At 54.0% G+C, this 22,003-nt stretch carries 19 protein-coding genes; 10 read left to right on the top strand and 9 right to left on the bottom strand.

Annotated features, from left to right (window positions below):
- Nucleotides 1-30: 30 nt before the first annotated feature.
- A complete protein-coding gene (locus tag ACMGGE_RS04610; protein ID WP_023312003.1) occupies nt 31-297 on the top strand; it encodes a DUF333 domain-containing protein in 267 nt (88 codons plus the stop codon).
- On the opposite strand, the gene hslJ is transcribed toward ACMGGE_RS04610, so the two are convergent.
- The 5 genes from hslJ to ACMGGE_RS04635 all read right to left on the bottom strand — a co-directional run bounded on the left by hslJ (nt 298) and on the right by ACMGGE_RS04635 (nt 4,017).
- Nucleotides 298-735: a heat shock protein HslJ gene (gene hslJ / locus ACMGGE_RS04615; protein ID WP_048029814.1), complete on the bottom strand. Its 438-nt coding sequence runs from the start codon at nt 733-735 to the stop codon at nt 298-300. It lies immediately after the preceding gene.
- A 128-nt stretch (nt 736-863) separates the two neighbouring features.
- Nucleotides 864-992 (bottom strand): DUF2474 domain-containing protein, encoded by a 129-nt coding sequence (locus ACMGGE_RS04620; protein WP_008501283.1) that lies wholly within the window; start codon nt 990-992, stop codon nt 864-866.
- Nucleotides 992-2,002, bottom strand: coding sequence for a cytochrome d ubiquinol oxidase subunit II (gene cydB / locus ACMGGE_RS04625; RefSeq protein WP_048029815.1), 1,011 nt, complete (start codon nt 2,000-2,002; stop codon nt 992-994). The genes ACMGGE_RS04620 and cydB overlap by 1 nt, the downstream gene beginning before the upstream one ends.
- The gene (locus tag ACMGGE_RS04630; protein WP_048029816.1) at nt 2,002-3,402 is read right to left on the bottom strand and encodes a cytochrome ubiquinol oxidase subunit I; all 1,401 of its coding nucleotides are present in this window, start codon (nt 3,400-3,402) and stop codon (nt 2,002-2,004) included. The genes cydB and ACMGGE_RS04630 overlap by 1 nt, the downstream gene beginning before the upstream one ends.
- Nucleotides 3,403-3,522: 120 nt before the next feature.
- A complete protein-coding gene (locus tag ACMGGE_RS04635; RefSeq protein WP_420293413.1) occupies nt 3,523-4,017 on the bottom strand; it encodes a DUF3828 domain-containing protein in 495 nt (164 codons plus the stop codon).
- An 826-nt stretch (nt 4,018-4,843) separates the two neighbouring features.
- On the opposite strand from ACMGGE_RS04635, the gene ACMGGE_RS04640 reads away from it, so the two are divergent.
- From ACMGGE_RS04640 to patD, 7 genes are all read left to right on the top strand, one after another.
- Nucleotides 4,844-5,032, top strand: a complete 189-nt coding sequence (locus tag ACMGGE_RS04640; RefSeq protein ID WP_420293414.1) for a cold-shock protein — start codon at nt 4,844-4,846, stop codon at nt 5,030-5,032.
- A gap of 82 nt (nt 5,033-5,114) precedes the next feature.
- A complete protein-coding gene (locus ACMGGE_RS04645; RefSeq protein ID WP_032674890.1) occupies nt 5,115-6,524 on the top strand; it encodes a PLP-dependent aminotransferase family protein in 1,410 nt (469 codons plus the stop codon).
- A 271-nt stretch (nt 6,525-6,795) separates the two neighbouring features.
- Complete coding sequence (gene ydcS, locus ACMGGE_RS04650) at nt 6,796-7,941, top strand: putative ABC transporter substrate-binding protein YdcS (protein WP_196364497.1); 1,146 nt, start codon at nt 6,796-6,798, stop codon at nt 7,939-7,941.
- A gap of 17 nt (nt 7,942-7,958) precedes the next feature.
- Nucleotides 7,959-8,972 (top strand): ABC transporter ATP-binding protein, encoded by a 1,014-nt coding sequence (locus ACMGGE_RS04655; protein WP_420293415.1) that lies wholly within the window; start codon nt 7,959-7,961, stop codon nt 8,970-8,972.
- 1 nt (nt 8,973) lies between these two features.
- Entirely contained in the window at nt 8,974-9,918 is a 945-nt protein-coding gene (locus ACMGGE_RS04660; RefSeq protein WP_420293416.1) for an ABC transporter permease, read from the top strand.
- Nucleotides 9,908-10,714, top strand: a complete 807-nt coding sequence (locus ACMGGE_RS04665) for an ABC transporter permease (protein ID WP_023292290.1) — start codon at nt 9,908-9,910, stop codon at nt 10,712-10,714. Before ACMGGE_RS04660 ends, ACMGGE_RS04665 begins: the two co-directional genes overlap by 11 nt.
- Nucleotides 10,715-10,738: 24 nt before the next feature.
- Nucleotides 10,739-12,163: an aminobutyraldehyde dehydrogenase gene (gene patD / locus ACMGGE_RS04670; RefSeq protein ID WP_420293417.1), complete on the top strand. Its 1,425-nt coding sequence runs from the start codon at nt 10,739-10,741 to the stop codon at nt 12,161-12,163.
- A 417-nt stretch (nt 12,164-12,580) separates the two neighbouring features.
- On the opposite strand, the gene ACMGGE_RS04675 is transcribed toward patD, so the two are convergent.
- Together ACMGGE_RS04675 and ACMGGE_RS04680 are read right to left on the bottom strand one after the other, a co-directional pair.
- On the bottom strand, nt 12,581-13,714 hold the full coding sequence (locus ACMGGE_RS04675) for an acyltransferase family protein (protein ID WP_420293418.1): 1,134 nt from the start codon (nt 13,712-13,714) through the stop codon (nt 12,581-12,583).
- Nucleotides 13,715-13,942: 228 nt separating this feature from the next.
- Nucleotides 13,943-15,001: an acyltransferase family protein gene (locus ACMGGE_RS04680; protein WP_420293419.1), complete on the bottom strand. Its 1,059-nt coding sequence runs from the start codon at nt 14,999-15,001 to the stop codon at nt 13,943-13,945.
- Nucleotides 15,002-15,760: 759 nt separating this feature from the next.
- Here ACMGGE_RS04680 and ACMGGE_RS04685 point away from each other — a divergent pair.
- Both ACMGGE_RS04685 and ACMGGE_RS04690 read left to right on the top strand, forming a co-directional pair.
- Nucleotides 15,761-15,934 carry a GhoT/OrtT family toxin gene (locus ACMGGE_RS04685; protein WP_013096478.1) on the top strand — a complete coding sequence of 58 codons (174 nt, stop codon included), beginning with the start codon at nt 15,761-15,763 and terminating at the stop codon, nt 15,932-15,934.
- Between the two features lie 86 nt (nt 15,935-16,020).
- Nucleotides 16,021-16,776, top strand: coding sequence for an alpha/beta fold hydrolase (locus ACMGGE_RS04690; protein WP_420293420.1), 756 nt, complete (start codon nt 16,021-16,023; stop codon nt 16,774-16,776).
- 71 nt (nt 16,777-16,847) lie between these two features.
- Here ACMGGE_RS04690 and ACMGGE_RS04695 read toward each other — a convergent pair whose 3' ends face one another.
- Nucleotides 16,848-19,025 (bottom strand): virulence factor SrfC family protein, encoded by a 2,178-nt coding sequence (locus ACMGGE_RS04695; protein WP_223539044.1) that lies wholly within the window; start codon nt 19,023-19,025, stop codon nt 16,848-16,850.
- A complete protein-coding gene (locus ACMGGE_RS04700) occupies nt 19,022-22,003 on the bottom strand; it encodes a virulence factor SrfB (RefSeq protein WP_008501295.1) in 2,982 nt (993 codons plus the stop codon). Before ACMGGE_RS04700 ends, ACMGGE_RS04695 begins: the two co-directional genes overlap by 4 nt.

The raw sequence follows: 22,003 nt of genomic DNA on the forward strand, positions 1-22,003 counted from the left end.
AGGTTTCGCATTATTCATGGGGGAGAGAGCATGCGCTCAGCATTTTGGGTAGGGTGTGCCGCATTATTGTTGTCGGCATGTAGCAGTGAACCCGTTCAGCAGGCAACGGCAGCCCACGTGGCGCCGGGAATGAAGGCGGCGATGTCCAGCTCGGGTCAGGCTAACTGCGCGATGATTGGCGGCTCGCTGTCGGTTGCCCGCCAGCTTGATGGTTCTGCGATTGGGATGTGCGCCTTGCCAAACGGCAAACGCTGTAGTGAACAGTCGCTTGCCGTTGGAAGCTGCGGTAACTACTGATTATTCTACACGCTTAAACATCAGCGTTTTATCGGCTGTCGCCAGCGTTAACTGGTCTTCCGTCAGGTCGACCTGCGCCCCTTTGCGCAGCATGTCGCCGATGGCCTGATCCAGCTCATTCAGCTGCGGTTCAGTACAGAGCTTGCGCGTCATGGCCAGCGTTTTCACTTTAAGCTCGCCTTCGGACAATTTCCCCTGTCCGTTGAAGCGGTTACACATCTGGCCAGAAACGCTGATGTTATTCACCAGGCTGATATCAGGCAGGGCACTAAAACTGATCTCAGGTTGCGTTGTCGCGGTCTTAACCGCCTTACCGTTCACGTTTTCCAGCACAAAGCGGTGGTTCTGAAGTTGCTCCGGCTGAACGGAGGCTTTACCCGGATTAACGCACCCGGTAAGGACAAGACTGATAACACTTAACGCAATGAGCTTTTTCATTTTTCTTCTCAAACTATAAATACTGTGAATCTTTTTCCAGTGTAACGATACTCTGCCGTGCGTTAATGGGGTTTATCTGAAAGTGCGGGGGAAGGAGACGGGCAACGCTGCGGTTGCCCGGGATGAAGTTAATGCGATTTAAACCCTGCTGCCGTCATCAGCATACGGAAGAGCATACTGACCGCAGCCAGCGCCAGTACGCTGCCGCCCCAGATAATGGCCAGCCACAGCAATCTTTTCCAGACCGGTTGTTGCATCAGTGATAACCCTCCCCATGCTGAACTTTGCCGCGGAAAACGTAGTAACTCCAGAAGGTGTAGACCAGAATTACGGGAATGATCAACAGCGCGCCGACCAGCATAAAGCCCTGGCTTTGCGTCGGTGCGGCGGCCTGCCACAGGGTGATCGACGGTGGAATAATATGCGGCCAGATGCTGATCCCCAGCCCGCTAAAGCCGAGGAATATCAGCCCCAGCGTCAGGATAAACGGACGGCTATGGCTGGCTGGATTATTCAGGCAGCGCCACTGGTACAGGCTAAAAATCACCACCAGAGCAGGGACGGGCAGCAGATAAAACAGGTTCGGCAGCGTAAACCAGCGCGCGGCGATGGCCGGTTGCGCCAGCGGCGTCCAGAGGCTAATGGCGGCAATAAACGCCAGCAGCACGATTAACAGTGTTTTCGATACTTCACGCATCCGCTGTTGCAACGCGTTTTCGCTTTTCATCACCAGCCAGGTCGAGCCTAACAGCGCGTAGGCTACCACCAGGCCCGCGCCGCAAAACAGGTTAAACGCGGTAAACCAGTCAAAGGGGCCGCCGGTATAGGCCCGGCCGGTGACGGTAAAGCCGTTAATGACGGCGCCCACCGTCACGCCCTGGGTAAACGTCGCCAGAATGGAACCACCTATAAACGCCTTATCCCAGAACGGACGGTGCGCCGGCGTGGCTTTAAAGCGAAACTCAAATGCCACCCCGCGGAAAATAAGTCCGATCAGCATTAATGTCAGCGGAATGGTCAGGGCATCAACGATGACCGCATAGGCCAGCGGGAATGCGCCGAACAGGGCGGCACCGCCCAGCACCAGCCAGGTTTCATTCCCGTCCCAGACCGGCGCGACGCTGTTGACCATCACGTCGCGATCGTCGGCGTTTTGCGTGGCCGGGAACAGAATGCCGATCCCCAGATCAAAACCGTCCATCACGATATACATCAGCGTGGCAAAGACGATGATCACAAACCAGATAATGGAAAGATCGATACCCATTATGGCTGCTCCTTATGTTCAGTTGTGACGGCAGAAAGCGGGCGCGCCGGACGTCCATCGGACTCGGTGGCGAAAGACTCATGCGGCTGCGGGCCTTTTCGGATGAGGCGCACCATATAGCTGTAACCCACGCCGAATACCGAGGTGTAAACGATGAAGAAGGCCAGCAGGCTCACGCTCATATGCAAATCACCATGGGCAGAAACCGCATCCTTCGTTCGCTGAAGCCCATAGACCACCCACGGCTGGCGGCCCACTTCAGTGGTGATCCACCCGGCCAGAATGGCAATCAGCCCGGATGGCCCCATCAGCAGCGCAAACCACAGGAAAGGGCGCGATGAATAAACGCGCTTTTTATAGCGTAGCCAGAGTGCCGTTACCCCAAGCAGCAGCATCAGCATGCCCAGGCCCGCCATAATGCGGAACGACCAGAAGACGATGGTGGAATTCGGGCGGTCTTCCTTTGGAAACTCTTTCAGCGCCGGAACCTGTTTATCCAGACTGTGCGTCAGAATAAGGCTGCCGAGCGCGGGGATCTCCAGTCCAAAGCGGGTGCGCTCCTGCTCCATATCCGGCCAGCCAAACAGCAGCAGCGGGGTCGGCTCACCCGGCGGGTTTTCCCAATGGCCCTCAATGGCGGCGATCTTGGCGGGTTGGTGCTTTAAGGTGTTCAACCCGTGCATATCGCCAACCAGGGCCTGGATGGGGGCGACAATCAGCGTCATCCACAGTGCCATCGAAAACATTGCCCGGATGGCGGGGGTATTATTCCCGCGCAGCAGATGCCATGCCGCGGATGCGCCAACAAACAGGGCGCTGCTCAGGAACGCGGCTATCGACATGTGCAGCAGGCGGTAAGGGAAGGAGGGGTTAAACACCACCGCGAACCAGTCCACCGGCACCACCTGACCGTTGACGATCTCATAGCCCTGCGGGGTCTGCATCCAGCTGTTTGAAGAGAGGATCCAGAAGGTAGAGATGATGGTCCCCAGCGCGACCATGCAGGTAGCGAAGAAGTGTAGCCCAGGCCCCACTTTGTTCCAGCCGAACAGCATTACGCCGAGGAATCCGGCTTCGAGGAAGAAGGCGGTAAGCACTTCGTAGGTCAGAAGCGGGCCGGTAATACTGCCCGCAAACTGTGAAAAGCCGCTCCAGTTGGTGCCAAACTGGTAGGCCATCACCAGCCCGGAGACCACGCCCATGCCAAAGTTGACGGCAAAAATCTTCGACCAGAAATGGTACAGCGAGCGCCAGACCGGATTTTTTGTTTTCAGCCACAGGCCTTCGAGTACGGCAAGGTAGCTTGCGAGACCAATGGTGATGGCCGGGAAAATAATGTGAAAGGATACGGTAAAGGCAAACTGTATCCGCGCAAGGTGAAAAGCATCTAAACCAAACATGCAAAACTCCGCGATGTAATTATGTCGATGCCATTCTAAGCCGCGCCAGCTCTGGGTTGCAGAAACAGACCCGGCATATTTACCTATAACAGTTTGCCAGTGTATTGTTTATATATGTGCTTAAAGTCCGCTTTCCGCTAATGACTTTGCTCGAGTAATTGCTCCAGCATTAAATATGGGGTGCTCGTAGCGATCGGTTACGTCACTCACTCGGTAAATTTTCCACTTTCCGTCTTCACGACGCATATAGACTTTAAGATTAAGAAACCCGCCGTTCTCAATACCAATCCTGACAGGAAGAACTTCGCCATTGATGAACTGATGCGCCACACCAACCTCAAGCTCCTTCACCCAGGAGGGATCATAATCCTGAATATAAGCGAAATAATCTGACCCCAGGATTTCCTGTTCAGGAATCGACTCTATCTCGTTAAGTCGGGATAGTGTATCTGCCGCAACGTACTCTCTAAGCTGAGGGTATTCACCATCACTTTCCGCAAAAAACGTCAGATATGTGGAATAAAATTCTTCCGCCCGTTCGGCAGCATTCTGCTGAGGTACGCACGTACAAGCTGATAATAATAACGGCAAAGTAATTATAATCCCCCTCATCATCGACTCATCCTGTAAATCTTATAGGTTGGTTGTGCGCGGCGGTAACCCGGCCCGGGGTACATACTGAGCTGGTTAAAATCTGAGATCCACCGGGTGCCGTCGAACATTGTCATATGGCCGCTTGAATTTCCCCCTGGATAGGGCTGAATTACAGCGACATCTCCGCTAAGCAACGTCGAACCGGGAGGAACCTCCCTAAAACCTGCACGCAAAAGTTTTGGTCCATAATCCTTCGCATCATGTGTGCGTTCAAGCGTAATGCCGCCAGCGATTATGGCACTACGTGTAAACTTCGCGCATTCGTTATGAGAGTGTCCAAGCGCATGCGAGCGGAGGTAAGAAACAGCCGCGTCTTTATTCCAACTCATTGATAATTCCTTTCTGTAAGGCAAGGGCGCAATTCCTGCTTGAGCAAGACAAGTAGCAGAGTGTTCATTAGCCTGTTGTTAATACTCTGTGGTTGGTGAGATGAGTAGGCAAAAAATGTTATATATTATATTTATATTTCATGGGGTTATGTATTTATGGTCAAGAGTTGTAAACATCAATTTTTAAAAAACTGGACGAGCATGAGGGAATAAAAACATTCTTTTTATGAATTTTCCGCATTAAACCGCTTGCTTTGTCGTCAGCGCCGTGCGTTAATGGTCTTCTGGTTTTGAGTCCAAATAAATATCTGACGTAGTTTTTAAAGCAGTTCTCATCACGTTGTGCCTCTCCGCAGCCTCTCTTGGGTCTTTATCTACATTCCGATTCGTTTTGTTTAAAACCATTATGCCCAATCGGCCCATTAGTAATTTACGTTTTAACGTTTCAGGAGAATCCTATGACTTCTTATATCCATTTTCGCTGCCCATGCTGCCATGGTTCCCAGTACCGTACCTCAGCCTTTGATGTATCTGAGAAAAACCCGTTTGGCGCGAAATGCATTTTTTGCAAATCGCCGATGATCACGCTCGACCACCTGGCCGCCGCGCATTCCGCTCAGAGCGATGTGACCGAATACCGTAAGTAACTCATCTTCCAGACTATAACAGTTAGCTAAATCTTCTCTTTTTCTCCTGCTGATATACACTATCGGGCGTAAGGAGAATCTGATGAAAAAATACCAGCGTCTGGCGCAACAAATTATCTCGCAGATTGAGCTTGGCGTATGGCTGCCGGGCGATAAGCTGCCTTCCCTGCGAGAGCAGGTGGCAAGCAGCGGCATGAGTTTTATGACCGTTGGCCACGCGTATCAGATGCTGGAAAGCCAGGGGCGCATCGTCGCCAGACCGCAGTCGGGCTATTACGTTGCCTCGCGCCCGACCGCACAACAGCCTGCGCCACCCGCTCAGGTGATGCGTGACGAAGCGGTGGATATCAATACCTATATCTTCGATGTCTTACAGGCCAGCCGCGACCCCTCCGTAGTTCCCTTTGCTTCCGCGTTTCCCGATCCCCGGCTTTTCCCGCTGCAGCAGCTCAACCGCTCGCTGGCTAACGTCAGTAAAACCGCGACGGCGATGAGCGTGATTGAGAACCTGCCGCCGGGTAACGTCGATCTTCGCCACGCCATTGCCCGTCGTTACGCGCAGCAGGGGATGAACATCTCCCCGGAAGAGATCGTGATCACCGCAGGCGCGCTCGAGGCGCTGAATCTTAGCCTGCAGGCGGTGACCGAGCCGGGTGACTGGGTGATTGTCGAAAACCCCTGTTTCTACGGCGCGCTGCAGGCGCTGGAACGCCTGAAGCTTAAAGCGTTGTCGATTGCGACAGACGTCCGCGAGGGGATCGATCTCAACGCCCTTGAACAGGCGCTGAATGAGTACCCGGTTAAAGCCTGCTGGATCATGACCAACAGCCAAAACCCGCTCGGCTTCACGCTGAGCGCGGAGAAAAAAGCGCAGCTTGTCGCGCTGTTAACGCAGCACAACGTCCCGCTGATTGAAGATGACGTCTACAGCGAGCTATATTTTGGCCGCGAAAAGCCGCTCCCGGCGAAAGCGTGGGATCGTCAGGACATGACGCTTCACTGCTCGTCCTTTTCAAAATGTCTGGTGGCCGGTTTTCGCATCGGCTGGGTGGCGGCAGGAAAACACGCGCGTCGCATTCAGCAGCTGCAGCTGATGAGCACGCTCTCAACCAGTTCTCCCATGCAGCTGGCGCTGGTGGATTACCTGGCGACCAAACGCTATGACGCCCACCTGCGCCGCCTGCGGCGTACGCTGGCCGAGCGGAAGCAGCAGGCCTGGCAGTCTCTTCTGCGCCATATGCCTGCCGGTGTCAAAATTCACCATAACGACAGCGGCTACTTTCTATGGCTGGAACTGCCGGCACCGCTGGATGCGGGGCTGCTGAGCGAAAAGGCCTTAACGCACCACATCAGCATTGCCCCGGGAAAGATGTTTTCCACCTCTGACGCGTGGACGCCGTTCTTTCGTTTTAATACTTCCTGGGCCTGGGGAGAGCGGGAAGAGCAGGCGGTCATTCAGTTAGGAAAATTAATTAGCACGATGCTGGAATAATCCTTTCTCCGTTATTTAAATAATCAATTCTTATCCTGATGACGGCACTGCGAATATTTCGTGGTGACCTGTCATAGGAAATCTGCATACCGTCTCTCGCGCCTAACTCCTTGTCTATAATCCAGTTAACGGGGAATGCGCCCTCGGTCACACCTTGATGAAATTTCCTGAAGCCGTACGGTGCGGCGCATTTGCGCGGTCTACGTTTAATAAGGGAGATATTTTTACGGCACGGCTGCCGCTAAATTTCATTGCGACAGGAGTAACTCTTATGAGCAAAAATTTTGCCCGCAGCAGCCTGTGTGCGCTCGGCATGACTATCATGACAGCGCAAGCCGCAGAACCCCCCAAGGCCATTGGCGACGGGGAAGGTCGACTGGATATTATCGCCTGGCCGGGATACATCGAGCGGGGACAGACGGATAAAAACTACGACTGGGTCACCCAGTTTGAAAAAGAGACCGGGTGTGCGGTCAACGTCAAAACGGCAGCCACGTCGGATGAAATGGTCAGCCTGATGGCGAAAGGGGGATACGATCTGGTGACCGCCTCAGGTGATGCCTCACTGCGGCTGATCATGGGCAAACGCGTCCAGCCGATTAACCCCGATCTTATCCCCAAATGGAAAACCCTCGACGAACGGATTGTGAAAGGGGAATGGTTTAACGTCGGGGGCAAGGTCTACGGCACACCATACCAGTGGGGGCCAAACCTGCTGATGTACAACACCAAAACCTTCCCGACGCCGCCGGACAGCTGGAGCGTGGTCTTTACTAAACAGGATCTGCCGGACGGTAAAACCAATCAGGGACGCGTGCAGGCGTATGACGGCCCGATTTACATCGCCGATGCCGCGCTGTTCGTTAAAGCCACGCAGCCGCAGCTGGGTATTAAAGACCCGTACCAGCTCACCGAAGCACAGTATGCCGCCGTGCTTAAGGTGCTTCGCGACCAGCATGCCCTGATCCACCGCTACTGGCACGACACCACCGTCCAGATGAGCGACTTCAAAAACGAAGGCGTCGTGGCCTCCAGCGCCTGGCCGTATCAGGCGAATGCGCTGAAGGCCGAGAACCAGCCCATTGCCACCGTCTTCCCGAAAGAGGGGGTGACAGGCTGGGCGGACACCACCATGCTCCACGCGCAGGCTAAACACCCGATGTGCGCCTACAAATGGATGAACTGGTCGCTGACGCCGAAAGTGCAGGGCGATCTGGCAGCATGGTTTGGTTCCCTGCCTGTGGTTCCGGAAGGGTGTAAAGCCAGCACGCTGCTGGGCGATAAAGGCTGCGAAACAAACGGTTATAACGAGTTCGACAAAATCATGTTCTGGAAAACCCCCATCGCAGAAGGCGGCAAATTTGTCCCTTACAGCCGCTGGACGCAGGATTACATTGCCATCATGGGCGGTCGTTAATTGCCCGGGAGCAGAACATGACGTACGCAGTCGAGTTTAACAATGTTTCCCGCCTGTACGGCGACGTCCGGGCGGTGGATGGGGTCACCATTGCGATTCGTGACGGAGAGTTTTTCTCCATGCTGGGGCCTTCGGGCTCCGGCAAAACCACCTGCCTGCGTCTGATCGCCGGTTTTGAGCAGCTGTCAGGCGGGACGATTTCTATTTTCGGTAAAGAAGCGAGCGAACTGCCCCCCTGGGAGCGGGATGTGAACACCGTGTTTCAGGACTACGCGCTGTTCCCGCATATGTCGATCCTCGACAATGTTGCCTACGGGCTGATGGTCAAAGGCGTCGACAAGAAAAAACGCCATGCCCAGGCCCGTGATGCCCTGGAAAAAGTGGGCCTGAGCTTTGCCATCGCCCGCAAACCTTCGCAACTTTCCGGCGGCCAGCGTCAGCGTGTCGCTATCGCCCGCGCGCTGGTAAATGAACCGCGCGTCCTGCTGCTGGACGAGCCTTTAGGGGCGCTCGATCTCAAGCTGCGGGAACAGATGCAGTTCGAGCTGAAGAAGCTTCAACAAGAACTTGGCATCACCTTTATTTTTGTCACCCACGATCAGGGCGAGGCCCTTTCCATGTCGGACCGGGTGGCGGTGTTCAATAACGGGCGCATCGAGCAGGTGGATACCCCGCGCGATCTTTACATGCGTCCGCGCACACCGTTTGTCGCCAGCTTTGTTGGCACCTCTAACGTTTTTGATGCGGGCCTTGCGCAGACACTTTGCGGGATGGAGGGCACCTTTTCCCTGCGCCCGGAACATATTTGCCTCAATGAACAGGGTGACGTTCAGGTTCAGGGCGTCGTGCAGGCCGTTCAGTATCAGGGGGCTGCCACGCGTCTGGAGCTGAAGCTCGCCAATGGCGCCAAACTGCTGGTGAGTCAGGCTAACTTCAGTGACGTCTCGCCGCTGAGCGGCATTGCGCCAGGGCAGGCGGTCATGGCGTCATGGTCACGCGACGCGATGATCCGCCTTCACGAGGAGAGGTGAAATGGATATGAGTGTCGCGCATCCTCCCGCCCCGCGCGGCCGCTTAAGCCGCATGACCGCACTGTTCTGGCGTAAACCGTCGCTCGGCCTGTTCCTGCTTCTGCTTGCGCCGCTGATGTGGTTTGGCATCGTCTATTTAGGATCGCTGCTGACGCTGCTGTGGCAGGGGTTTTACACCTTTGACGATTTCACCATGGCGGTCACGCCGGATCTGACGCTGGCGAATATTCAGGCGCTCTTCAACCCGGCAAACTACGACATCATCCTGCGCACGTTAACGATGGCGATTGCGGTGACCATTGCCAGCGCCATCCTCGCATTCCCGATGGCCTGGTACATGGCGCGATACACCAGCGGCAAGTGGAAGGCTTTCTTCTATATCGCCGTGATGCTGCCGATGTGGGCGAGCTATATCGTCAAAGCCTATGCCTGGACGCTGCTGCTGGCGAAGGACGGTGTGGCGCAGTGGTTTCTCAGCCATCTCGGACTGGAGTCGATTCTGACCTCGATCCTGACGCTCCCGGCAGTGGGCGGTAACACCTTGTCCACCTCCGGGCTGGGACGGTTTCTGGTCTTCGTCTACATCTGGCTGCCGTTTATGATCCTGCCCGTCCAGGCGGCGCTGGAGCGCCTGCCGGCCTCGCTGCTGCAGGCCTCAGCCGACCTCGGCGCGCGTCCCCGTCAGACGTTCCGCTATGTCGTTCTGCCGCTGGCCATTCCGGGCATTGCGGCGGGGTCCATTTTCACGTTTTCCCTGACGCTGGGGGACTTCATCGTTCCTCAGCTGGTCGGCCCGCCGGGCTATTTCATCGGTAACATGGTCTACTCCCAGCAGGGCGCTATCGGCAATATGCCAATGGCCGCCGCGTTCACGCTGGTACCTATTGTACTGATTTCTCTTTATCTGGCGTTCGTGAAACGTCTGGGAGCATTCGATGCACTCTGAACGCGCACCGCTGTTCCTGAAAGTGGCAGCGTGGGGAGGCGTCATCTTCCTGCACTTCCCGCTGCTGATTATCGCGACCTATGCCTTCAACACCGAAGACGCCGCCTTCAGCTTTCCGCCACAGGGGCTGACGCTGAAGTGGTTTAGCGTGGCGGCGGGGCGCGGCGACATTATCGAATCCGTGACGTTGTCACTTCAAATTGCCGCGCTTTCCACCGCCATTGCCCTTGTGCTTGGCACGCTTGCTGCAGCAGCGCTGTGGCGAAGCGCGTTTTTTGGCAAGAATGCGATCTCTCTGCTGCTGCTGTTACCGATTGCGTTACCGGGGATCATCACCGGCCTGGCGCTGCTGACGGCTTTCAAAACGATCAATCTTGAGCCGGGGTTTTTCACCATCGTCGTCGGACACGCCACCTTCTGCGTGGTGGTGGTGTTTAACAACGTGATTGCCCGGTTCAGACGCACCTCCTGGAGCCTGGTGGAAGCGTCGATGGATCTCGGGGCTGACGGGTGGCAAACCTTTCGCTACGTGGTGCTGCCCAATCTGGGTTCCGCGCTGCTGGCCGGGGGAATGCTGGCGTTTGCCCTGTCGTTTGACGAGATAATCGTCACAACATTTACGGCGGGACACGAGCGCACGTTACCGCTGTGGTTGCTCAACCAGCTCGGGCGTCCGCGCGACGTGCCCGTCACCAACGTCGTTGCTTTGCTGGTGATGCTGGTGACAACTATCCCCATTCTGGGAGCCTGGTGGCTAACCCGCGACGGCGAAAACATTGCCGGCAGCGGGAAATAACAGTGAATTCAACAGGAAAATGCTATGCAAAAACATCTGCTGATAAACGGTGAGCTGGTTGCCGGAGAAGGTGAAAAACAGCCGGTTTATAACCCGGCCACCGGAGAGGTACTGCTGGAGATTGCTGAGGCGTCAGCGGCCCAGGTCGACGCGGCGGTGCTGGCTGCTGATCGTGCTTTTGCGGCGTGGGGACAAACGACGCCGAAAACCCGCGCCGAGTGCCTGCTGAAGCTGGCGGATGCGATTGAAGCGCACGGTGAGGCGTTTGCCCGGCTCGAGTCCCTCAACTGCGGCAAGCCGCTGCACTGCGCGTTGGGGGATGAAATCCCGGCGGTGGTCGACGTTTTCCGTTTCTTTGCCGGGGCCGCCCGCTGCCTGAACGGCCTCGCCGCTGGCGAGTACCTTGACGGTCACACGTCAATGATTCGCCGTGACCCGGTGGGCGTGGTGGCCTCTATCGCGCCGTGGAACTACCCGCTGATGATGGCAGCCTGGAAGCTGGCCCCCGCGCTGGCAGCAGGGAACTGCGTGGTGATTAAGCCCTCTGAGATCACGCCCCTGACCGCGCTTAAGCTGGCAGAGCTGGCAAAAGATATCTTCCCGGCGGGCGTTCTTAACGTGCTGTTTGGTCGGGGCAAAACGGTCGGCGACCCGCTCACCGCACACGAGAAGGTCCGCATGGTCTCGCTGACCGGTTCGATTGCGACCGGGGAACATATCATCGGCCATACGGCGTCCTCGATTAAACGCACCCATATGGAGCTGGGTGGCAAAGCGCCGGTGATCGTGTTTGATGATGCCGACCTCGATGCGGTGGTCGAAGGCGTGCGAACGTTTGGTTTCTACAATGCCGGACAGGACTGTACGGCGGCCTGCCGCATTTATGCCCAGAAGGGAATTTATGCCCAACTGGTGGAAAAGCTGGGTGCCGCGGTTGCCAGTCTTAAAATGGGTGCCCCGGAGGACGAGGCTACCGAACTCGGTCCGCTCAGCTCGGCCGCCCATCTTTCACGCGTCTGCCAGGCCGTCGATGAGGCGAAAGCGCTCGGTCATATCCGGGTTGTCACCGGCGGGAGCAAAAAAGAGGGGACGGGCTACTTCTTCCAGCCAACCCTGCTGGCGGGGGCAAAACAGGACGATGCCATCGTTCAGCGCGAGGTGTTTGGCCCGGTGGTAAGCGTCACTGAGTTTGATGACGAGGCGCAGGTGCTGGCCTGGGCAAACGACTCGCAATACGGCCTGGCGTCATCGGTCTGGACCAAAGACGTGGGGCGCGCCCATCGCCTGAGCGCGCGCCTGCAGTACGGCTGCACTTGGGTGAATACCCATTTTATGCTGGTGAGCGAAATGCCACACGGCGGCATGAAATTATCGGGCTACGGGAAAGATATGTCGGTCTACGGGCTTGAGGATTATACGGTTGTCAGGCATGTGATGATCAAACATTAATATGCGATTAAGTGGCTGTAATAAATAAATTTTATCACGGCCATTTTTTTGAGAATATTGAATTTAAAATTCGAGTTCAACTGGGGCTCTTGGCGTGTCTGCGAAAAACTGCTGTTGGTAAGTCAGGCGGTTAACACAAGAAAGCTGATATTTATCAATGACAATCCGAACAGTTATCAGAAACATGCCGCTGATACACAAGCTATTGATGAAAAAACATGATGGTTAAATGAAGATATTAATGTTCAGGTCTACACACTCGGATATCTGCCATCGTTATAGAGTTTCGGGGATAGTGAGGATGTAAAAAGACCATACCTATGATGGGTAAATACTATTTTAAGTGCTTTGAATTCGGTTACCTTGCTCCTGGGAGCATCCAGCCATGACAAACAGGCCACAAATCTGGGCCTGTTTTCAGCTGCTGATTTTTTGAGCATATTCCCTGCCAATTTTTCTTAGTGGTTTCTCTATGATTTGGTAATTTATTTCAGTCAGAATTATTGTTGTTGTAATCGCGAGCAGTGTCATTACTGCGCATAGTAGAACGGTCTTCGACGGTCCTTGCCCAATTGATATGTAATAGCGAATAGTGGACTCCTGAATAAAATAAATTACGGGCATGTGAATAACATAAATGCCATATGATCTTGACCCTATCCACAACATTGTTTTTCGAATGAATGTTGGGCAAAATATATATTGCTTGTTGAATGAGGCTACGAATACCAATGCTGCACTAGCCACTCCCAGCAACCCCACTAAAAATCTGCTATCGTGTAAAGCAGGAATACTAACCATCAGATAGAGTATCGGTGTTATTGTTGCTACCAATGAACACCCCTTCCCAGCTAATTTGACAGGATCGAATTTTCTAAGATTACCATCCATATATAATATGGACAAAACAACACCCCATGAAATAGCATCTAGTCTAAAATTCAGAAGTACACTTTCCTGTCGGTTAATAAAAAACTGAAAAGCAATGCCAATTAGTAGTAATTTAATTCTATTGTTTTTATTAGTAAGAAGAAGGAAAAATGGGAATATAAAGTAGAACTGTTCTTCAAGGTTAAGTGACCAAAATGGACCAAAAGTAGTCGGCAGTGCTCTTACCATCATATAATTGCTTAAATAGTTGTAGTTATATGTGAGCACACTTAGCGCTTGGTATATATTCCACTTAGGTGTCCCAAATGCACCTGATATATTATATGTAAATGTCAGGGTAAGCATAGTGGCTATCCAGAAAAAGGATGTGGGGAAAAGCCTGTACGCTCGTTTAACAAAAAATGATTTTATTACTGCTTTCTGCTCGGTTCGATTGTTTCTAGCTTTATCTAAAACTGGTATAAGACTGCATCCAACAACAAAACCAGATATACAAAGAAACAGGTCAACACCTGACCAGAAATTAATATATTTATTCACGCTAGTGAAAAATGAATGATCACTCCAGAAATAAAGAGACGGGTAGTGCTGTACCAAAACCATGATGATAGCAAAGGCACGCAGTATCTCAATATCGCTGTTTGGTCTTAGCTTTTCCATTTTCTATCCATTTCAAATTTTAGCAGGAAGATAATATCACCTTAACCATTGAGTTAAAAATTTTTTGCTGAAAATCGCAAATCCACCTAATCAAGCAATTTGAGAAGGCAGCTTCGCTTTGCCCAGATGAACATTCGTAAAGATAATACTGTATGAATATACAGTATTATCTTTAGTGCATTGGGTAGCTACATGCCCAGTCAAAACCCACGTTCGTAGTTTTTGATATCACTTTATGTTTAAAAACTTTCTTGTTGCCTTTATAATTGGAACCTCAATGGATTTGTGTAGAATATAAGCAAAAAGTATTGCCACTATTGTGGGGATAACAAGTTTGATAATATTCCAGGAAGAAATTAAGAAATCAGGGAAATTCTCTAAGAAAAGATACATTATAAAAAAATGACTAATATATATTGAAAATGATATATCACCGAGTAATGACAGTGTTTTTGATTTGGGTATGTTAAAATTAGCTTCGCATAAAATCATTGCGATAAATAAGGGAAGTGCAATAACATAGAAACTAGTAAATCCAGTTCCTGAAACAACTTTAGAAAAATACAATGCTACTGACGAGATCGCTAGTACCAATGAAAATGGGATTGTCAATGTACCAGGAAAATTCAACGCACCTCTATTAAAAAGTTTGAACATCCACATGCCAGCAATAAACTCCAAGTGTAAAGAGGTACTAAAAAACTTTATTGCATGGTCTAAATAAGACGAGTCACCAAGTGAACCCACATAAGATGAGTTTAAAGAAATCGACCCTGAAAAAACAAACTGTAAACTGAAAACTTGCACCAGCAGTAATGCTGTTGTTACTTCAATTCGCTTCTTATGGCTTATAAACATAGAAATGCCAAAGATAAGATAAAACCAGGCTTCATACGAAAGTGTCCAGGCTGGGCCAATCAGGTTGAAGTCAAATTCTGGTGCAGGTTTATTATAATCCTGCAAAATGAGAAGCCCTGACTTGATAATGCTCCACAATGGATGAACGTTATATCTAATGAGGAAAATTGATGAGATAATAAGAATGAATAAAAATAATGGATATATCCTGAAAAATCTCTTTAATAAGAATGTTGACAGTTTTATTTTTTCCTGTGTTACAAATGAAATAATAAACCCGCTAATAAGGAAGAAAAAATCAACTCCAAAGCCACCATTGAGAAAAATGGTGTTGTAAGGTTCCATCTTTCCAATGAACATGAATGAAAAGTGAAAAAGTACAACCAGTAATGCAGCCATCCCGCGTGCATAGTGAATGCTTTTTAACATCAATCCTAACCCTTATTATTACTTATAGTCCAATTCTTTTACGTCGCTTCCACTCTAAAAACATTCCAATGGTTCCGTTCAGGTTTCATCATGGTTGCACAGTATGTAAACAGTCTTCTTAGCATGAACGTTAAGGAATGTTCTTCGCCAGCGGGTACGCACTTCATGCCAGCCAGAGCTACCCACTATCGAACAGATATTATGAATGGTGCATTGCTGGTTGTCGATGTATCGCTGACGCCTGTAACGATTCATCGCAGCTTTGTTCAGATAAGGAGAGTTCAGATTTAGCGATGCAAGACATATCGGCAACCGCATCTGGAATATCTCCAAAGCAAAAGAAGAGAGTGTCTGATGGACAAGAACAAAGCATCTGATAAATGACGGTCTATATTCGAAGTGATCGCCTGCAACATAGAGTCGCATGTGGGCGAGTTTGATGACTGCCCAGTGATGTGATGGAAGTGGCTGGGAGCTTAAAATTAATACAAAACAACCAATAAGCTTACAAAGTATTGATTCGTCCAGTGCTAGTGTTTCGGTTTTAGCTAGCTTCTGATTTACCAAACGCAGTTTGCTAAAGAAAATTCATACCATGATAAAATACTAAGTCAACAGACATGCCACACGTGTTACGCAAGATACTCAATTGTTATTAGCCGTAATTTTTAAGTGGTTATTCTGTAACGAAAAAACTTGATCTGTGTCAACATATGACGCATATTGCGTGCGGTTATTTTTTCGGCTCTGGTATACAGAATGACGTTGTATCAAAAGATGTTGGTTTTTTACGCAATCATGGCTTCCATCTGCGCATTAATCACCTGGTTCCTCTCTAAAGACCGCAAACGTATCCGCCTGCTCAGCGCTTTCCTGGTGGGGTCAACCTGGCCAATGAGCTTTCCCGTTGCGCTGCTGGTCTCGCTTTTCTGAAGCACGCTTCCAATTTTAAAAGATGAACATAGCATTCCTGATGTGATAACTGTATAAATACACAGTGCATCATAAAAGGAGTGCTTATGAACAGTTTTTACTCGCAGCAGGCCGGTTGCACCGTGCGCTGGCACGACTTGCCCGGTTCCGGCGATCCCGTGGTGTTCATTCACGGGCTGGGCTGCGCCTCTTCCTATGAATATCCCCGCGTCGTTCGTGACCCGCTGTTTGGCGCGCGCAGAGCGATTCTCATCGACTTGCCCGGCAGCGGCTACAGCGATAAGCCTGAGCACTACAGCTATAAAACCACTGACCAGGCGCACGTTGTCGCGGAACTGATTGACCATCTTGAGCTGGATTCCTTCTGGTTATATGGCCACAGCATGGGCGGCAGTATTGCTATCGAAACGGCGGGGCTGCTGGCAACGCGCGTGAAGGGACTGATGGTGTCAGAGCCCAATTTTCATGCGGGTGGGGGCATGTTCAGCCGGTCTATAGCGGCGCAATCCGAGCAACAGTTTCTGGAGCACGGATATGACGCCATGCTCAGCGCAGAAAAAACAGCGTGGGCGGGATGCCTGCAGAGCAATGCCGCTTATGCCGTCTGGCGCGGTGCATCTGGCCTGGTGGCGGGTGTTGAACCGGAATGGGAAGCGCAGTTCCTGTCACTCCCTTGCCCGGTAACGTTGATTTTTGGCGAGCTCTCTCTGCCGGATGACGATGTGGAAAATCTCCAGCAGAAGGGCGTTGAGGTGAAAATTATTCCTGCGGCGGGGCACTCAATGTCCTGGGAAAACCCCTCTGCGCTGGCGCGGGCCTTAGCCGAATGTATGACGGAGTGATTATTGTGCAATGTATCATCGTTGCGAAATGTAGGCCGGGTAAGCGCAGCGCCACCCGGCAAGAAGGGCGGCTACTTTATTAAAGCCCGTAGTGCCTGACGTGCGTCAGGCTGAACATCATGCGGGTGCTGGTAATCAATGTTCTCTATCGCGCGGCTATAGAGTGCGACCAGCCAGTCGTAAACGTACGCGGTAGCCGCATGGACCGGCTGTTCTCCCAGGCGCGTCAGGCGAGGTTCGGCGCTGCTGACCACCGGCGTGACGAAGATGGCCTGGCCCTTGCGGATGCGGCTTGCCGGACGCGTCGCCACGGGCGTCTGGTCGTAACCCAGCCAGCCAACGAAATTGCCCATCACGGCATGCAGTTGCGCAGCGCTACTTTTATCTGCTTCGACAATTCGCTGCAGCTGTTGAGGCAGATTCAGCCGGTAGCTAGTGACGACCAGCACATCCGCGATTTGCTGTAACACCTCAGGATCCAGCCCAAGACGGGCGGCGGTCGCCTCGTTGCGGCTCCACTGGCGCAGATGATTTATCCATACTCTGTGCGCCAGACGCGCTTTGTCTTTGGTCTGGAACAGGCCTGCGCTTTCCTGGGCATTATCAGCAAACAGGTCAATGGTATCCGTAAACAGCCCGTTAACCTGCTCCTCGCGCGGCTGCTGAACGGCCAGCAGCGTTTCAAAGGCCTTCAGCGGGGGCAGCAGGCCTTCAAGCAGCTCGCCGTGGCGGGCGGCACTGCTTTGCAGCATGCGCACCATGTTTTCTGCCTGAGCGCGTCGGGTACCCGGTTCCTCAATCAGCGGTGCCAGGTAGCTTTGCATCAGCGCCGAGAGCTCCTGATGCAGCGCATTTTTCAGCGTGCCGAGACGTTTCTGTCGCTGCGCGGGCAACGTGGCCTGAGACAGCCACTCAATGACGCGCTGCATGCTGTGGCTGTCCAGGGCCTGGAGGGTGCCCCAGCGCAAGCCCGGCTTTCCGAGCAGATGCTGTACGGCTTCGTCGAGGTTCTGCCGGGTGGTAAAGCGGGCGTCATGCGGGGTGATCGCCCACACCAGCCCCGGCAGGGCTGATTCTTCGGCAGGCTGCGTCTCCCTGACCCAGTTCATTAACACTTTTGCTTTTTTGGCCGTCTGTTCGTGCTGCGCCGTCGCGTTACAAATCACCAGCACATCAGGTTGAAGCTGTTGGCGATAGTGCTCAAGCAGCCACTGGGATTTCGCCTGGCGTAGCGGATCGGCATGGTGCTCTTCAAACACCGGGATATCAATGATATCAACATTATCCAGCGCGCCGCTCTCAACGGGCAGCACCACTTCGCGGGTCAGGAAGGCCAGCACATCGACCGGGAGGCTGATGGCGTTAAGCATTTCACCGTTGTTCAGCGGATGGAGAAGCGTCTCCTGTGCATGCTGAAGCGCTATCGAGCCGTCGTGCGTCAGGAACCCTTCACCCGGCAGCCCAAAGCTGTCCACCAGCAGGCTAAGGGGGGCCGCAAGCTCGCTGGCATGGCTGGTCTGGTGCAGCACATGGGCCAGGTTTAACCACTGCTGGGTCAGTTCCTGCTGTTCGCCCCAGAGCAGCGACCAGACGCTGGCTCGCGTGCTGAGATCGAGTGAAGGCACCAGTTGGGCAAACTCATGCCACAGGGCATCATCAATTTGCTGTTTCGCTGCGGGTACCGTGCTCTGCCAGAAGCGGGCAATTGCCCCCACTTCCTGAGCGGTGATGCCGGGCACGCTCTGCGGCTGGCGCAGGCCGCGCCATTTTTCCAGACGTGTCTCGATGACCGCCTTATCCACCGCGCGCATCTGCGGGTGCTGCGTCGTGCGGGCAATAAACAGCTGTACCAGCTCGGCCTCGGTGACCAGGCTCAGGCGCAGCGGAAACGCCTCGTCAAGCGCTTCCGGGATTTCCCGGGTGAAGCGGACGGCCATATTGGTCAGGGCATGTCCTGGATTGATATGCGAAAAATAGTCAAAAGTGCGCTGGCCTGGCGTCACGTTCAGGCGACCATTGCCGCTGCCGCACAGCGATAAGAGCAGGTGCGCTTTCGCGCTCTGCGAATGGCCGTAAAGCCCAATGTTGCTCTGGCGGGTCATGGCGCGTTCAATGGCCTGCTCCCGCGCCTGCACCGCGTTGATGCGAGCAAGCAGGGCGTCGGCATCGTTATCCAGCACAGGGGCGGTCAGGCGCGTCTCGTTAATCCACCCGATTAAGGCCTGAGTGGTGTTCGTGGTCGCTGTCATTTCAGGTATACGCTCCCGCTGTCGATCCAGTAGTGGCTACCGCTGTGTCGGCGATCGGCCAGGGTATTCAGTTTGAAAGTTAATGCGTCAGGCGCCACCGGCGTGCCGTCCTGCAGCCAGGCATCGCTCAGCTCAAAGGCCTCCGGACCTTCCTGCTTGCTGCCGCCGCAGAGCTTGAGCCGCACATTCAGCACGCCGTCGCCGGCAATCGCTTTTGCCAGTTCGGCCGAGTTAATGCTGAGCGTGTAGAGCGGCGTGGCCGGCCAGCGCGCGTTTGCCAGCTGGCGGAAGCCGAGAGTCACGTTACCGCGCAGCGGGAAGTGCAGACGCGCATCAAGCTTCGCGCCGGGTTTATCAAGATCGATATCCTGATACCAGACGTTTTCCTCGCGCAGGGTATTGACGGTGTTATCCAGCACGCCCAGATAGCGCACGGTGGAATACGCGCCAATGTCCGCGGCTTTAAAGTTGAAGCGCGGCAGACGCAAGTCAAGCGCCAGGCTGCAGAGCATGGCCCCCACGGCAGCGGTCGATTTCGGGTTGCCAATGCGCCCCTGCTGGCTGAACGGATACCACTCATGTACCTGGTATTTATCCAGCCAGACGATGCGGTTGACCGGCACCGGCTGCAGGTGACGAATGAGCGCCTGAACCCCAGGCAGGCAGCCCGGGCGTCCGGTGATCAGCAGAATGTCGCAGCTGTAATGGGAGATCGCCTCACATACCGCGTGGAGCGGGGAGGCCAGCGTAAACTGCCCGGCCAGCATCGCATCCTGCATTTCGCGGAAGTTCACATGCAGCGGCACGGCGAAAAGATCGAAAGCGTCTGAACCCGCAGGCAGGGCATGATCGATCGCCTGCTGCAGATAGTTCATCACGTTGCGGGTCGGCTTCTGCGGCAGCAGATCGCCAAAGGTGGCATGCAGACCGGCCAGTGGATCGTCAACGTCGCTGGATTCCCATCCGGCAAGAATGGCATGGCCAATCGGCATAAAGAGCTGCAGCGCCGTTTGCTGGCGCAGTACGGCCTGGGTATCAATGCGCCCGGAGTCACCGAACAGCGAGGCCATCAGCAGCGAGGCATCCGCGATACCGGATTTCTGCAGCTGCGTTTGCAGAGCGGGTAACACGTAGCGCTGAATCACGTCCAGAAGCGTATCGTCGCCCGCGACCTTAAACCCTTCGCGGAACAGCAGCTGCGGGGTGATTTTGACGTTATTGCCGGAACCGTCATCCAGCTGATAATGGGTGATCGCCATATCCGTTGTGCCGCCGCCGATGTCGATGGACGCGACGCGCAGCGCGCGCCCCGGCTGGCTGCCCGGCTCAGGTTCACGGTCCGGACGGGCAAGGGAGGCGAAGAAGGCTTCGGTCTGGCCGCCAAAGCGGGAGATGGCTTCGTTATACAGCCAGACCAGCTGACCGCAGCTGGCTTCATCCCACTCCATCTGGATTTCAGGTACCGGCACCACGCTTTTTTCCTGCTGTTTGCGGGTGACAAAATCCTCATCCTGCGGGTGCCATCCCATCGCTTTCCAGACAATCGCGATGGCTTCAAACATGCGGCGACGGAAGATCTCGCGCTCCTGCTTTGGCATGGCGGAGGGCAGCGTCAGGATCAGCGTGCGCAGCTGGCGCGGCGAGGCAGGGAAGCCCAGACGCAGGCGCGTGGCGACGCTGTTGATCTGCCCCAGCGCCTGTGCCAGCAGCTCGCACAGCATATGGGTCATCAGGGTGCTGCGGCTATATTGCGGCGAGAAGACCGGCAGGCGCTCGTCCTGCGGCAGCGTGAAGAGCGGCTCGCCGTCATCGTTCATCAGGTTCATCAGCGGGAACGCGGTGGCAAGCGGTTCACGCTGGGTCTTGCTGTTCATCTGGCTAAAGCGCCAGTCCTGCACGACCGGGGTTTCATCCCACAGGTAGCGACGCGGGCTGGAAATACCGCTGTTGCCTTCGGTTCCCAGACGCTGCATCGCCAGCTTGCGGGCCTCATCGCCGACGCGGACAATCGACGGCCAGACAAAGGCGTCTTCGCGACCGCTTTCCACCGAGAAGTGCTGCTTGCCAAAACGCGCTTCCGAAAACTCGAGACGGCTGGTGAACAGCGGCTCGTTCAGGAACTGCGGCTCGCTGAGCGAGCGAACCTGCAGCTCGGCGGTCTGACGCAGCCCATCGTTCGCATCGCCGTGGTCTTCAATAATGACGCCACAGGTGTGGGTGTTACCCACGTCAAGGATCAGGTCGACCGGAATGGCTGGCGTGCTGAGCGTATGGGTGACAAATTTCACTTCCGGTACGGTGAGCTGTTCACCGAGCATGGTCAGCAGGTTAAGCCAGTGGGCCTGATATTCAAAACTGCGCATCGCCTGCTGCAGGTCGCGTTCAGAGCGGTTCTCAACGCCGTCGGCATACTGGGTAAACGCCTCGCGCAGCCAGCCGTCAATCCAGGTCTGATCGAGGAAACTGTCTACCTCGTTATCGCGCCACGCCAGCGCGAAGCGGGTCCCGTTCAGAATATCGTTTTCCACCGGAGAGAGCGCGGACGTGGCATGATCGGCAATCTGGCTGTCAAGCGCGAGGGTGACGCGGTGTGTATTGCCTGCCGTGTCCGGGGTGTCAAGCTTGCGCACCTGAACGCGCGCCCAGTTATCCGGCCCTTCAACAAAGGTCCGCGGCGGGTTGAAGCGCAGGAACGGAACCGGAAGCCAGACGCCATCCAGTACCGCCAGCGACTGATGCAGAGGGATAGTGGTTTCCGGTTTGACCACTTCAGGCTGCCCGCCGTTCATGCCGGGCAGGGTATAGCGACCGTTGACCAGGTCGAAATCGAGGCGCAATAGCGGGCCGTTCGCGGTTTTACGTACGAAGCGCCCGTTGCTGGCGGAGTCCTGCGGCGTCAGACCGAAATCGAGGAACTGCACGCCGCTGTTGGCAATAAGCGTGACGCTTTGTTTATAGTCGCAAAGATTTACCAGCAT

Source organism: Enterobacter sp. BNK-22, assembly GCF_048684805.1.
Taxonomy (GTDB): Bacteria; Pseudomonadota; Gammaproteobacteria; order Enterobacterales; family Enterobacteriaceae; genus Enterobacter; species Enterobacter quasiroggenkampii.

What these genes read in the sequence shown, in the direction of transcription:
- ACMGGE_RS04610 (WP_023312003.1), top strand. Translation starts at nt 31, where the DNA reads ATGCGCTCAGCATTTTGGGTAGGGTGTGCCGCATTATTGTTGTCGGCA.
- hslJ (WP_048029814.1), bottom strand. Translation starts at nt 735, where the DNA reads ATGAAAAAGCTCATTGCGTTAAGTGTTATCAGTCTTGTCCTTACCGGG.
- ACMGGE_RS04620 (WP_008501283.1), bottom strand. Translation starts at nt 992, where the DNA reads ATGCAACAACCGGTCTGGAAAAGATTGCTGTGGCTGGCCATTATCTGG.
- cydB (WP_048029815.1), bottom strand. Translation starts at nt 2,002, where the DNA reads ATGGGTATCGATCTTTCCATTATCTGGTTTGTGATCATCGTCTTTGCC.
- ACMGGE_RS04630 (WP_048029816.1), bottom strand. Translation starts at nt 3,402, where the DNA reads ATGTTTGGTTTAGATGCTTTTCACCTTGCGCGGATACAGTTTGCCTTT.
- ACMGGE_RS04635 (WP_420293413.1), bottom strand. Translation starts at nt 4,017, where the DNA reads ATGATGAGGGGGATTATAATTACTTTGCCGTTATTATTATCAGCTTGT.
- ACMGGE_RS04640 (WP_420293414.1), top strand. Translation starts at nt 4,844, where the DNA reads ATGACTTCTTATATCCATTTTCGCTGCCCATGCTGCCATGGTTCCCAG.
- ACMGGE_RS04645 (WP_032674890.1), top strand. Translation starts at nt 5,115, where the DNA reads ATGAAAAAATACCAGCGTCTGGCGCAACAAATTATCTCGCAGATTGAG.
- ydcS (WP_196364497.1), top strand. Translation starts at nt 6,796, where the DNA reads ATGAGCAAAAATTTTGCCCGCAGCAGCCTGTGTGCGCTCGGCATGACT.
- ACMGGE_RS04655 (WP_420293415.1), top strand. Translation starts at nt 7,959, where the DNA reads ATGACGTACGCAGTCGAGTTTAACAATGTTTCCCGCCTGTACGGCGAC.
- ACMGGE_RS04660 (WP_420293416.1), top strand. Translation starts at nt 8,974, where the DNA reads ATGGATATGAGTGTCGCGCATCCTCCCGCCCCGCGCGGCCGCTTAAGC.
- ACMGGE_RS04665 (WP_023292290.1), top strand. Translation starts at nt 9,908, where the DNA reads ATGCACTCTGAACGCGCACCGCTGTTCCTGAAAGTGGCAGCGTGGGGA.
- patD (WP_420293417.1), top strand. Translation starts at nt 10,739, where the DNA reads ATGCAAAAACATCTGCTGATAAACGGTGAGCTGGTTGCCGGAGAAGGT.
- ACMGGE_RS04675 (WP_420293418.1), bottom strand. Translation starts at nt 13,714, where the DNA reads ATGGAAAAGCTAAGACCAAACAGCGATATTGAGATACTGCGTGCCTTT.
- ACMGGE_RS04680 (WP_420293419.1), bottom strand. Translation starts at nt 15,001, where the DNA reads ATGTTAAAAAGCATTCACTATGCACGCGGGATGGCTGCATTACTGGTT.
- ACMGGE_RS04685 (WP_013096478.1), top strand. Translation starts at nt 15,761, where the DNA reads ATGACGTTGTATCAAAAGATGTTGGTTTTTTACGCAATCATGGCTTCC.
- ACMGGE_RS04690 (WP_420293420.1), top strand. Translation starts at nt 16,021, where the DNA reads ATGAACAGTTTTTACTCGCAGCAGGCCGGTTGCACCGTGCGCTGGCAC.
- ACMGGE_RS04695 (WP_223539044.1), bottom strand. Translation starts at nt 19,025, where the DNA reads ATGACAGCGACCACGAACACCACTCAGGCCTTAATCGGGTGGATTAAC.
- ACMGGE_RS04700 (WP_008501295.1), bottom strand. Translation starts at nt 22,003, where the DNA reads ATGCTGGTAAATCTTTGCGACTATAAACAAAGCGTCACGCTTATTGCC.